At 69.6% G+C, this 12,366-nt stretch carries 11 protein-coding genes and 1 riboswitch; of the genes, 5 read left to right on the forward strand and 6 right to left on the reverse strand.

Annotation, left to right across the window (positions count from 1 at the left end; all coding sequences use genetic code 11):
• Window positions 1-127 precede the first annotated feature (127 nt).
• The 4 genes from AB0I73_RS22680 to AB0I73_RS22695 all read left to right on the forward strand — a co-directional run bounded on the left by AB0I73_RS22680 (window position 128) and on the right by AB0I73_RS22695 (window position 4,682).
• Window positions 128-1,108, forward strand: coding sequence for a hypothetical protein (locus tag AB0I73_RS22680; protein ID WP_363040049.1), 981 nt, complete (start codon window positions 128-130; stop codon window positions 1,106-1,108).
• A 124-nt stretch (window positions 1,109-1,232) separates the two neighbouring features.
• Window positions 1,233-1,883, forward strand: a complete 651-nt coding sequence (def, locus tag AB0I73_RS22685) for a peptide deformylase (RefSeq protein ID WP_363040051.1) — start codon at window positions 1,233-1,235, stop codon at window positions 1,881-1,883.
• Window positions 1,884-2,220: 337 nt separating this feature from the next.
• Window positions 2,221-3,306: an epi-isozizaene synthase gene (cyc1, locus tag AB0I73_RS22690; RefSeq protein WP_363040053.1), complete on the forward strand. Its 1,086-nt coding sequence runs from the start codon at window positions 2,221-2,223 to the stop codon at window positions 3,304-3,306.
• Entirely contained in the window at window positions 3,303-4,682 is a 1,380-nt protein-coding gene (locus AB0I73_RS22695; protein ID WP_363040055.1) for a cytochrome P450, read from the forward strand. Before cyc1 ends, AB0I73_RS22695 begins: the two co-directional genes overlap by 4 nt.
• Before the next feature lie 21 nt (window positions 4,683-4,703).
• Here AB0I73_RS22695 and AB0I73_RS22700 read toward each other — a convergent pair whose 3' ends face one another.
• Window positions 4,704-5,666, reverse strand: coding sequence for a helix-turn-helix domain-containing protein (locus AB0I73_RS22700; RefSeq protein WP_363040057.1), 963 nt, complete (start codon window positions 5,664-5,666; stop codon window positions 4,704-4,706).
• A gap of 94 nt (window positions 5,667-5,760) precedes the next feature.
• On the opposite strand from AB0I73_RS22700, the gene AB0I73_RS22705 reads away from it, so the two are divergent.
• Window positions 5,761-6,045 (forward strand): hypothetical protein, encoded by a 285-nt coding sequence (locus AB0I73_RS22705; protein WP_363040059.1) that lies wholly within the window; start codon window positions 5,761-5,763, stop codon window positions 6,043-6,045.
• A gap of 54 nt (window positions 6,046-6,099) precedes the next feature.
• Here AB0I73_RS22705 and AB0I73_RS22710 read toward each other — a convergent pair whose 3' ends face one another.
• From AB0I73_RS22710 to AB0I73_RS22730, 5 genes are all read right to left on the reverse strand, one after another.
• Entirely contained in the window at window positions 6,100-7,128 is a 1,029-nt protein-coding gene (locus tag AB0I73_RS22710) for a ribonucleotide-diphosphate reductase subunit beta (protein WP_363040061.1), read from the reverse strand.
• On the reverse strand, window positions 7,128-9,527 hold the full coding sequence (locus AB0I73_RS22715; RefSeq protein ID WP_363040063.1) for a ribonucleoside-diphosphate reductase subunit alpha: 2,400 nt from the start codon (window positions 9,525-9,527) through the stop codon (window positions 7,128-7,130). Before AB0I73_RS22715 ends, AB0I73_RS22710 begins: the two co-directional genes overlap by 1 nt.
• Before the next feature lie 124 nt (window positions 9,528-9,651).
• Window positions 9,652-9,798, reverse strand: a riboswitch (cobalamin riboswitch).
• Window positions 9,799-9,859: 61 nt separating this feature from the next.
• Window positions 9,860-10,366, reverse strand: coding sequence for a GNAT family N-acetyltransferase (locus AB0I73_RS22720; RefSeq protein ID WP_363040065.1), 507 nt, complete (start codon window positions 10,364-10,366; stop codon window positions 9,860-9,862).
• Window positions 10,367-10,461: 95 nt separating this feature from the next.
• Window positions 10,462-12,090: a monocarboxylate uptake permease MctP gene (mctP, locus tag AB0I73_RS22725; RefSeq protein WP_363040067.1), complete on the reverse strand. Its 1,629-nt coding sequence runs from the start codon at window positions 12,088-12,090 to the stop codon at window positions 10,462-10,464.
• The gene (locus tag AB0I73_RS22730) at window positions 12,087-12,353 is read right to left on the reverse strand and encodes a DUF3311 domain-containing protein (protein ID WP_363040069.1); all 267 of its coding nucleotides are present in this window, start codon (window positions 12,351-12,353) and stop codon (window positions 12,087-12,089) included. Before AB0I73_RS22730 ends, mctP begins: the two co-directional genes overlap by 4 nt.
• Window positions 12,354-12,366 lie beyond the last annotated feature (13 nt).

Genomic DNA, 12,366 nt, shown 5'->3' on the forward strand with positions numbered 1-12,366 from the left:
TTACCCGGCCCGGGGCTGGGTAACCCATGGGTAATGAGCGCCGTTCCGGCCGTACGTGGTTGGATGCGAAGGAGACGGTGTCCGGGGGGCTAGGCCGCCCACCGAACGGAACTGGCAGGCGGGAATCGTGAGGATCTTCGGCAAGGGACGGAACCGGCCCTCCGCCTCCTGGCGGCAGGCCACGGACCGCGCGTTCACACTCATCGGCGACGGCCGGTACGAGGACGCGGGCGCGCTGCTGACCCGGGCCGCCGATCTGGAACCCTGGCTGTCGGAGTCCTGGTTCAACCTCGCGCTGCTGCACAAGTTCCGGCACGACTGGGAGCAGGCACGGGCGGCGGGCCTCAGGGCCGTCGCGCTGCTCGACCGGGACGCCGGGGCGCCCGACTGGTGGAACGTCGGCATCGCCGCCACCGCCCTGCAGGACTGGCCGCTGGCCCGCCGCGCCTGGCAGGCCTACGGGCTCCGGGTGCCCGGGAGCCCCACCGGCTCGGGTGAGCCGCTCGGCATGGACCTGGGCAGTGCGGCCGTACGGCTGTCCCCGGAGGGGGAGGCCGAGGTCGTCTGGGGGCGGCGACTGGACCCCGCGCGGATCGAGGTGCTGTCCATTCCGCTGCCGTCCTCCGGCCGCCGCTGGGGCGAGGTCGTCCTGCACGACGGGGTGCCGCACGGCGAGCGGAGCACGGTCGCCGGACACACCTACCCGGTGTTCGACGAGATCGAGCTGTGGGCGCCCTCACCCGTGCCGACCTGGGTGGTCCTGCTGGAGGCCGCCGGCGAGGCCGACCGGGACGCACTGGAGCAGCTGGCCGCGGACGCGGGATTCGCCGCCGAGGACTGGTCGTCCTCGGTGCGGCTGCTGTGCCGGATGTGCTCGGAGTCCCGGATGCCGTCCGACGAGGGCGAGGGCGAGCACCTCGACCCGCACGACCACAGCGAGCCCGGACACCCCGGGCCGCTCGGTCACCGCACCGACGGGCAGCTGTGGGTGCCGGAGCGGGAGTGCGGGCTCGCCGCACCCGCCTCGCTGGTCCGCGGCCTGCTGGACGGCTGGGTCGCGGACAGCCCGGACTCACGCGACTGGCGGGACCTGGAAGAGGTTTGTTAGGCCGGCTGCCGGGGCCGCGCGCCGGGCGCAGACCGCGTCGGGGACCGGGGCCGGCGGGGCGGCCGGTCACCGTACCCTGTATCAGCACCATCCCCCATGTTTTCCAGGAAGGCGTACGTCGGTCATGGCTCAGCAGGACACCGATCAGCAGCACGCGGGCGTGCTCCCCGTCGACGACGAGGGGTACGTCATCGACACGGAGGACTGCGCCGAGCGCGAGGCCGCCTGGGTCGAGCGAGGCACCTCGCGACCGATCACCGTGGTCGGCAACCCGGTGCTGCACAAGGAGTGCAGGGACGTCACCGACTTCGGCCCCGAGCTCCAGCAGCTGGTCGCGGACATGTTCGCCAGCCAGCGCACCGCGGAGGGCGTGGGGCTGGCCGCGAACCAGATCGGCGTCGACCTGAAGGTCTTCGTCTACGACTGCCCGGACGACGAAGGTGTGCGTCACGCCGGGGTGGTCTGCAACCCCAAGCTGGTCGAACTGCCCGCCGAAAAGCGCCGGCTGGACGACACCAACGAGGGCTGCCTGTCGGTACCCACCGCGTACGCTCCGCTGGCCCGGCCCGACTACGCCGAGGTGACCGGCCAGGACGAGCAGGGCAACCCGGTCAAGGTACGCGGCACCGGCTACTTCGCACGGTGTTTGCAGCACGAGACCGACCATCTCTACGGCTACCTCTACATCGACCGGCTGTCCAAGCGGGAACGCAAGGACGCGCTGCGGCAGATGGCCGAGAACGAGCCGCGCTACCCCGTGGTCGCCAACGACTGACCACCGGGTCCTTCGCGCCCCGGAGCCCGGTGGCCCCTGTCGCCACTCAGGTCCCCCGGGGCACAGAACTCACCTGCGCACGGCGTCCGGTCCGGATTCCCTTCCGGACCGGACGCCGTTCGCCTTTCCGTCATGTGTTCGATCCCTCGACGGGTCATCAACCCTGAAATCAGCCACACAAGGGGAGAATCTCGGCACCGCGGGGTAGTGAATGGAGCAAATACGCTCCCAGGGCGGTCAGTTGTGGTGCTGAATGGAGGCGTGGGGATACGCACCGGCGCACGCCCGGCAGAGAGGGCCGGGCACATGTCAACTGGCGGCCGAGAGGGGATTGTTCGTGCATGCTTTGTCACACGGCACCACATCGAAACCGACCACCGTCGCGGTACCACAGGCGCTGTCTCTCCCGGTGATCGAGGCGGCGTTTTCCCGGCAACTCCATCCGTATTGGCCCAGGCTCCAGCAGGAAACCCGTGCGTGGCTGCTCGAAAAGCGGCTGATGCCGCCCGACAAGGTGGCCGAATATGCCGATGGCCTGTGCTACACGGACCTCATGGCGGGCTACTACACCGACGCAGCCGACGAGGTCCTGCAGGCGATAGCGGACTACAGCGCGTGGTTCTTCGTCTGGGACGACCGTCACGACCGCGACATCGTGCACGGCCGACCCACCGCCTGGCGGCGGCTGAAGGACCTGCTGCACACGGCTCTCGACAGTCCCACGGAGCACCTGCGCCACGAGGATCCACTGGTGTCCGGGCTCGCGGACAGCGTGCGGCGGCTGTACTCGTTCCTTCCGGACACCTGGAACGCCCGGTTCGCCCGGCACTTCCACACGGTGATCGAGGCGTACGACCGGGAGTTCCACAACCGGACGGAGGGAATCGTCCCGACCGTCGAGGAGTACCTCGAACTGCGTCGGCTCACCTTCGCGCACTGGATCTGGACCGACCTCCTGGAGCCGAGTGCGGGCTGTGAACTCCCGGACGCCGTACGGAAGGACCCGTCCTATCGGAAGGCGGCCCTGCTCAGTCAGGAATTCGCCGCCTGGTACAACGACCTCTGCTCGCTCCCGAAGGAAATAGCGGGTCATGAGGTGCACAATCTCGGAATCAGTCTCATCGTCCATGAAGGGCTGACTCTCGAAGAGGCGGTCACCGACGTGCGGCGCCGCGTCGAGGAATGCATCACGGAATTCCTGGACGCCGAACAGGGCGCCCTGAAGTTCGCCGACAGCCTCGACGACGGCACGGTGGGAGGAAAGGAACTGGGCGCCGCAGTGCGGGTCTGCCTCGGAAACATGCGGAACTGGTTCAGTTCCGTCTACTGGTTCCACCACGAGTCCGGCCGGTACATGGTCGACAGCTGGGACGACCGCTCCACACCCCCGTACGTCAACAACGAAGCGGCAGGTGAGAAATGACCGTCGACTCGGTGAAGCCCGACGCGTCCGACGCGTCCGCGGTGACCGAACCGCGCGAGCCTCCGGTGGCCGGTGGCGGAGTCCCCGGCCTGGGCCACGGCCTCAGACTGGTCCGCGATCCACTGGCCTTCATGGCCCAGCTGCGCGACCACGGCGACATCGTGCGGCTGAAGCTCGGCCCCAAGACGGTGTACGCCGTCACCACGCCCGCCCTCACCGGGGCGCTGGCGCTCGATCCCGACTACATCATCTCCGGCCCCCTGTGGGAGTCCCTGGAGGGCCTGCTCGGCAAGGAGGGCGTGGCCACGGCCAACGGCCCGCTGCACCGGCGTCAGCGGCGCACCATCCAGCCCGCCTTCAAGCTCGACGCCATCCCCGCCTACGGCCCGATCATGGAGGAGGAGGCACACGCGCTGACCGAACGCTGGGCGTCGGGGGAGCCGGTCGACTGCACCTCCGAGTCGTTCCGGATCGCCGTGCGCGTCGCGGCGCGCTGTCTGCTGCGCGGTGTGTACATGGACGAGCGGGCGGAGCGGCTGTGCGCCGCGCTCGCCACTGTCTTCCGCGGCATGTACCGGCGGATGGTGGTGCCGCTCGGCCCGCTGTACAAGCTGCCGCTGCCGGCCAATCGCGAATTCAACCGGGCACTGGCCGATTTGCACCGCGTGGTCGACGAGATCGTCGCCGAACGCCGCGCATCCGGTCAAAAGCCGGACGATTTGCTGACGGCATTGCTGACGGCGAAGGACGACAATGGTGACCCGATCGGGGAGCAGGAGATCCACGACCAGGTGGTCGCGATACTCACTCCCGGCAGCGAGACGATCGCCTCCACGATCATGTCGCTGCTTCAGGCACTCGCCGCGCATCCGGAACACGGGGACAGGGTGCGAAACGAAGTACTCGACGTCACCGGTGGGCGTCCGGTGGCATTCGAGGACGTCCGCAAGCTCACCCACACCAACAATGTCGTCGTCGAGGCCATGCGTTTGTGGCCCGCCGTCTGGATATTGACGCGTCGGGCGGTCGCCGACAAGGAACTCGGTGGCTACCGCATTCCGGCCGGGGCGGACGTCATCTACAGCCCGTACGCGATCCAGCGCGATCCGAAGTCGTACGAGCGCAACCTGGAGTTCGACCCGGACCGGTGGCTTCCGGAAAACTCGAAGGACGTTCCGAAGTACGCCATGCGTCCCTTCAGCCTGGGCAACCGCAAGTGCCCGAGCGACCACTTCTCCATGGCCATGCTGACACTGATCACCGCGGCGCTGGCGACGAGGTACCGCTTCGAGCAGGTGGCCGGCTCCGACGACGCCACCCGGGTCGGCATCACTCTGCGGCCGAACCGGCTGCTGCTGAGGCCGGTCGCGCGCTGAACCGTCCCGTCCGGCGGGCGTTCAGGCGGCCTCGGGGCCGCGGAACGTCCGCCGGTAGGTGTGCGGGGTCGTGCCCACGGTGCGCACGAAATGGTGGCGCAGCGCAGCCGCGTTGCCGAAGCCCGTACGGCCCGCGATCACGTCCACGGTCTCGTCCGTCCCCTCCAGCATTTGCTGGGCGAGCAGGACCCGCTGGCGCAGGATCCAGCGGTACGGCGTGGTGCCGGTCTCCTGCTGGAAGCGGCGGGCGAAGGTGCGCGGGGACATGTGGGCGCGGACCGCGAGCTGCTCGACCGTGACCTCCTCGTCCAGATGGCGCTCCATCCACACCAGCACCTCGGAGACGGTGTCGCCCCCGGACCGTGGCAACGGCCGCTCGATGTACTGGGCCTGCCCCCCGTCGCGGTGCGGGGGCACCACCATGCGCCGCGCGATCCGGTTGGCGACGGCGGAGCCCTGTTCCTTGCGCACGAGATGCAGACAGGCGTCGATACCGGCAGCGGTGCCCGCGGAGGTGATCACCGGGTCCTCGTCGACGTAGAGCACCTCCGGCTCGACGGTCAGGTGGGGATACCTCCTGGTCAGCGCATCCGCATGGCGCCAGTGGACGGCGGCGCGCCGGCCGTCGAGGAGACCGGCGGCGGCGAGCACGAACACACCGGAGCAGACGCTGAGGACCCGCGCGCCCCGGTCAGCACCCCGGCGCAGCGCGTCCAGCAGATGGGGCGGGAAGTCCCGTGTCTCGTAGCACGACCCGGCGGGTACGGCGATGAGGTCCGCCGTCTCCAGGCGCTCCAGGCCGTGCTCGACCTGGAGTGAGAAGCCCGTGCTGCTGAGCAGGGCGGGGCCTTCGGCCGAGGCGACCGCGAAGTCGTAGACAGGGAGGCCTTCATCACTGCGGTCGACGCCGAAGACCTCGCAGACGACGCCGAGTTCGAAGGGGTTCACACCGTCGAGCAGGACGGCGGCCACATTGCGGAGCATGGCTCCAGTGTGCCTCACCAGTGGCAGTGAATCGAGGGTGTGCGGCAGTTCTGCCACTGGTTGGCGAGGAGTGTCCGGCGAGACAGTGAGGTACATGGACACGACGCAGATGGAAGCACTGATCGGAATGCTGTTCGTCCTCGGACTGCTCGCCCTGATGGCTCTCCCCGCCGTCGTCGGCATCGCGCGCGACCGGAGGACGGACCGGCAGCTGAGGCGGGCCGAGGCCGACAGCGCCGCGGCCGAACGGGAAGCGGCCGGACGGGACGCGGCAGCCGCGTGGTGGCTCACGGTCGCCGGGCCGTCCCGGCCGGCGGGGAGCACCGTGCACGGCCCCGCACGGGGTGCCACCTCACAGCACACCGCACGCGCGGCGTGAGAACGGGTGGCGCCCCGGCGGACACCGGACGGGCCCCGGGCCCCGCGGACCGTCCTAGAAGTCCTCGTCCAGGTCGACCGTGCCCTCCACGGCGACCTGGTACGCGGACGGACGCCGCTCGAAGAAGTTCGTGAGTTCCTGGACGCCCTGCAACTCCATGAAGGAGAACGGGTTGTCCGAGCCGTACACCGGCGTGAAGCCCAGGCGGACGAGACGCTGGTCGGCGACGCACTCCAGGTACTGCCGCATCGACTCGGTGTTCATGCCCGGCAGCCCGTCGCCGCACAGGTCGCGCCCGAACTGCAGTTCCGCCTCGACCGCCTCGCGCAGCATGTCCGTCACCTCCTGCTGAAGCCGGTCGTCGAACAGCTCCGGCTCCTCCTTGCGCACGGTGTCGACCACGTCGAAGGCGAAGGACATGTGCATCGTCTCGTCCCGGAACACCCAGTTGGTGCCCGTCGCGAGACCGTGCAGCAGGCCCCGGCTGCGGAACCAGTAGACGTAGGCGAACGCCCCGTAGAAGAACAGGCCCTCGATGCACGCGGCGAAGCAGATCAGGTTGAGCAGGAAACGACGGCGGTCGGCCCGCGTCTCCAGCCGGTCGAGCTTCTCCACCGAGTCCATCCACCTGAAGCAGAACTCGGCCTTCTCACGGATGGAGGGGATGTTCTCCACCGCGGCGAAGGCGGCGGCGCGGTCCTCCGGGGCGGGCAGATAGGTGTCCAGCAGGGTCAGGTAGAACTGGACGTGCACCGCCTCCTCGAACAGCTGCCGGGACAGATACAGCCGTGCTTCCGGGGAGTTGATGTGCTTGTAGAGGGTGAGCACCAGGTTGTTGGCCACGATCGAGTCGCCGGTGGCGAAGAAGGCCACCAGCCGCCCGATCAGGTGCTGCTCTTCCGGACTGAGCTTCGCCAGGTCGGCGACGTCCGAGTGGAGGTCGACCTCCTCCACGTGCCAGGTGTTCTTGATGGCGTCCCGGTAGCGCTCGTAGAAGTCGGGGTAGCGCATGGGGCGCAGGGTGAGCTCGAAGCCCGGGTCGAGAAGGTTCTGGGTTCGGGCGGTGGTGGCGGTGCTGGACATCACTGGCAGGCCTCGCAGGACTCGGGGTTCTCAAGGGAGCAGGCGACCGCTTCGGGGTCGGACGCCGACTGCCGGCCGGGGGCCGGGGAGGGTGCTTGCGTTCGGGCTTGGCCCTGGGCCGCGCGGGCGATGCGGGTCGCGGGGCGCGAGCGCAGGTAGTACGTGGTCTTCAGGCCCCGCTTCCAGGCGTAGGCGTACATCGAGGAGAGCTTGCCGATGGTCGGCGTCTCCATGAACAGGTTCAGCGACTGCGACTGGTCCAGGAACGGGGTGCGGTCGGCAGCCATGTCGATCAGAGAGCGCTGCGGGATCTCCCACGCGGTGCGGTACAGCCCGCGCACCTCCTCGGGGATCCAGGTGAAGCCCTGCACCGAGCCCCCCGCCTCGCGCAGCGCCTCACGGGTCCGCGCGTCCCAGACGCCGAGCCGCTTCAGGTCGTCCACCAGGTACGAGTTGACCTGGAGGAACTCGCCGGACAGCGTCTCGCGCTTGAAAAGGTTGGACACCTGCGGCTCGATGCACTCGTACACGCCCGCGATCGAGGCGATGGTGGCGGTCGGCGCGATCGCCAGGAGCAGCGAGTTGCGCAGGCCGGTCGCGCCCATGCGCGCGCGCAGCGCGGCCCACCGCTCGGGCCAGGTCACCTCCACGCCGTAGTGGTCGGGGTGCAGGACGCCCCGGGCCGTACGCGTCTTCTCCCAGGCCGGCAGAGGGCCGTGGGACTCGGCGAGGTCGGCGGACGTCTCGTACGCGGCGAGCATGATCCGCTCGGCGACACGGGTCGAGAGGGCCTTCGCCCCGGGGGAGTCGAAGGGCAGCCGGAGCTGGAAGAAGACGTCCTGGAGGCCCATCACGCCCAGCCCCACCGGGCGCCAGCGGGCGTTGGAACGGCGCGCCTGCTCGGTCGGGTAGAAGTTGATGTCGACGACCCGGTCCAGGAAGGTGACGGCGGTGCGGACGGTGGTGTCCAGCCGCTCCCAGTCGAGGCCGCCGTTCGCCCGGTCGACGAACGCGCCGAGGTTGACCGACCCGAGGTTGCAGACCGCCGTCTCCCCGTCACTGGTGACCTCGAGGATCTCCGTGCACAGGTTGGACGAGTGGACGACGTGGCCCGGCTCGGCGGTCTGGTTGGCGGTGCGGTTGGCGGCGTCCTTGAAGGTCATCCAGCCGTTGCCGGTCTGGGCGAGGGTGCGCATCATGCGCCCGTACAGCTCCCGCGCGGGGAGCGTCCTCGTCGCCAGACCCGCCGCCTCGGCGGCCCGGTAGGCCGCGTCGAACTCCTCGCCCCACAGGTCGACCAGGTCCGGGACGTCGGACGGGGAGAACAGCGACCACGGCGCGTCGGCGCTGACCCGGCGCATGAACTCGTCCGGCACCCAGTGCGCGAGGTTCAGGTTGTGCGTGCGGCGGGCGTCCTCACCGGTGTTGTCGCGCAGCTCCAGGAACTCCTCGACGTCCGAGTGCCAGGTCTCCAGGTAGACCGCCGCCGCGCCCTTGCGCCGGCCGCCCTGGTTCACGGCGGCGACCGAGGAGTCCAGGGTCTTCAGGAACGGGACGATGCCGCCTGAGTGCCCGTTGGTGCCGCGGATCAGCGAACCGCGGGAGCGGACGCGGGAGTAGGACAGGCCGATGCCGCCGGCGTGCTGGGAGAGGCGGGCCACCTGGTGGTAGCGGTCGTAGAGGGAGTCCAGTTCGTCCTTGGGGGAGTCGAGGAGGTAGCAGGACGACATCTGGGGGTGCCGGGTACCGGAGTTGAACAGGGTGGGGGAGGAGGGAAGGTATTCCAGGCGGCTCATCAGGCCGTACAGCGCGGCGACTTCGTCCACCGAGCGGGAGGTGTCGCTCTCGGCGAGACCGGCGGCGACCCGCAGCAGGAAGTGCTGCGGTGTCTCGACGACCTTGCGGGTGACCGGGTGCCGCAGCAGATAGCGGCTGTGCAGGGTACGCAGGCCGAAGTAGCCGAAACGGTCGTCCGCGCCGAGGTCGATCAGCGCGTCGAGACGGGCCGCGTGCAGCGCGACGAACTCGGCGGTCCGGTCAGCGACGAGGCCCTCGCGGTGTCCCGTCGAGATCGAGGAGGCGAACGACGTGACACCCTGCGAGGCGGCCTCGGCACGGATGCCGAGCGTCAGCAGTCGTGCGGCGAGCCGGGAGTAGGCGGGGTCCTCGGAGATGAGCCCGGCCGCCGCCTCGGTGGCCAGCTCCCGCAGCTCGGTCTCGTCCGCATGGGCGGACCGGCCGCGCAGCGCGGCGGCGGCGACCCGGCCGGGGTCGGCGCCCTGGAGGTCGACGGTCAGCTCGGTCAGGGTCCGCAGCAGCGCGGCACCGGGGCCGTCGCTCACGCCGCTCATGTCGGTCACGTCGACCGCTGAAGCCGGATCGGCTGGCGCGATGGTCACGTGGGGCTCTCCCTCGCTCGGCACGGGGCCTGGTCGAGGGCGGGGGGCAGCACACGGGCGCGCGCACGCACCTCGCGTCCACCGGCCCATTCCACGAGGCCCGGACGTCAGGCACCCGGACCGGACGGCCGGGCGCACTGTCGGCAGGTCCTCGGACTGAAGCCGTGCGGGAACGCAGAAAACGCGGACACGCACAAGTACACCGTTGCGGGACAGTTCCGGATTCACACCGGATTCCCCTGCGGCGACAGCAGGCATGAGCATACATCTTGTGCCGTGTGTCGCCGGCGGACCCATATCTTGTGTCGGGATGGTGCTGGAGCGCGGTAATGTCAGAGCGTCAGCTCGTAGGTGAGCAGCATGATGTCGTCCAGGTCCGGCAGCGGGTTCCAGTCGCGTTCGGGGGTGCGGGTGAAACCCAGCCGTTCGTAGACGCGGTGGGCGGAGCGCATGGTGCGCTGGGTCGACAGCACGATCCGACGGCACCCCTCGATCGCCCGTGCCCGGTCGACGCAGGCGCGCACCAGGGCCTCCCCGGCGCCACGGCCCCGGCCCGCGCGGGCGACCGCCAGCATCCGGATCTCCGCCTCGTCCGGCCCCGCTATGTCGGCCATCGGACCGGGGCCCGGCACGAAGGTCACCCCGCCCAGCACCGTTCCCCGCTCCACGGCGACCAGCACCTCGGCGGCCGCTGCCCGCCCCGCCACGTCCCGGAGCCGGCCGAGGTACGCGTCGCTCTCCCCGAAGTCGAGCAGCCCGTCAAGGAGATAGGCCTGCGCGGTGAGCTCGCCGAGTTCCTCGTACTCGTACGGCTCCACCGGCCGGGTGACGATGTCCATGAGGTGAGTGTGCCCGACGGGACGGCGACGGGCCGCCGGATTTCTCCGACGGCCCGTGAGCCCCGCGAGGGGGCTGGAGCCGGACGCCGGGTGCGTCAGTGCTTGCTCTCCGCCGTGTCCAGGGGCAGCTCCGCGCTGACACCCGGGTCGCCCGCGTCCGCCGTGTAGTCCTGCGGCCGGGTCTCGTCGATGCCCTCGGGGGCCTTGGCCGCCCTCAGGGCGAACGTCAGGGCGATCGTCACCAGGGCGTTGAGCACGAAGGCGGTGAGACCGATGTAGCCGATCTCACCGATGCCCGGGATCTCGTCCGACGAACCGCCGAAGTGCTTCTGCGTCGGCGAGGCCACCCCGTACGCCGCGACCGTGCCGTAGATCATGCCGACCGCCCAGCCGCCGAGCAGCGCCCAGCGGTGGAACCAGCGGGTGAACAGGCCGCCCACCAGGGCGGGGAAGGTCTGCAGGATCCAGATGCCGCCGAGCAGCTGGAAGTTGATGGCGACCGTCTTGTCCATGGTGAGGACGAAGACCAGCGCACCCACCTTCACCAGCAGCGAGACCACCTTGGAGACCTTGGTCTCCTGCGCCGGTGTCGCGTCGGGCTTGAGGAAGTCCTTGTAGATGTTGCGGGTGAACAGGTTCGCGGCCGCGATCGACATGATCGCCGCCGGCACCAGCGCACCGATGCCGATCGCCGCGAAGGCCACACCGGCGAACCAGTCCGGGAACATGTTCTCGAACAACTGCGGGATCGCCAGCTGCCCGTTGCTGACATCGACCCCGGCCGCGATCGCCATGAAACCGAGCAGCGCCAGCAGGCCCAGCATCAGTGAGTACAGCGGCAGGATCGTGGTGTTGCGGCGGATCACCTCACGGCTGCGCGAGGACAGCGTCGCGGTGATCGAGTGCGGGTACATGAACAGCGCGAGCGCCGAGCCCAACGCCAGCGTGGCGTACGTCCACTGCCCCGCCTCGCCCGGCACCAGCGAACCGCGCGGCGCGCCCGTGGCCGGGTTGGTCTCGCCGTACGCCTCGCTCGCCTTGGCGAAGACGGCGTCGAAGCCGCCCAGCTTGATCGGGATGTAGATGATCGCCACCGCGATCACGAGATAGATCAGCGTGTCCTTCACGAACGCGATCAGTGCGGGGGCCCGCAGACCCGACGAATACGTGTACGCCGCCAGCACACCGAAGGCGATCAGCAGCGGCAGGTCCTTGACGAACCAGTGGGTGCTCTCCCCGCCGCCGACGCCCATCACGTCCAGCACCGCCTGGATGCCGACCAGTTGGAGCGCGATGTACGGCATCGTCGCCAGGATGCCGGTGAGCGCCACCGCCAGCGACAGCCCCTTGGAGCCGAACCGCCCGCGCACGAAGTCGGACGTCGTCACATAGCCGTGCTTGTGCGAAACCGACCACAGCCGGGGCAGGAAGGTGAAGATCAGCGGGTACACGAGGACCGTGTACGGCACCGCGAAGAAGCCCGCCGCGCCGGCCGCGTAGATCGCCGCCGGTACGGCCACGAAGGTGTACGCCGTGTACAGGTCGCCGCCGAGCAGGAACCAGGTGACCCAGGTGCCGAACGACCGCCCGCCCAGGCCCCATTCGTCGAGGCTGTGCTCGTTCGCGGCCTTGCGCCAGCGGGCGGCCAGAAAGCCCATCACCGTGACGAGGACGAAGAAGAAGATGAAGACGGCGAGTGCCACGCCGTTCACGCCGTCGTTCACCGCTGAGCACCGCCCTTCGCGGCCGCGTGGGCGCGCTGGTCACGCTGCCACAGCTTGTACGCGGTCATCGTCAGTGAGGCGGAGACCGGCACCCACAGCATCTGGTACCAGTAGAAGAACGGGATGCCCATGAGGGCGGGGTCGGTCTTCGCGTACGAGCCGACCCACATCAGGGCCACGAACGGTGCCAGGAGGCAGACGGCGATGACGACGCGCATCGGCGTCACCACCGGCCGTCTGCCGGTTTCCGGGGCTTGCGACATAGAACGGTTCCGT

It is taken from the genome of Streptomyces sp. NPDC050388, from assembly GCF_040655635.1.
Lineage (GTDB): Bacteria > Actinomycetota > Actinomycetes > Streptomycetales > Streptomycetaceae > Streptomyces.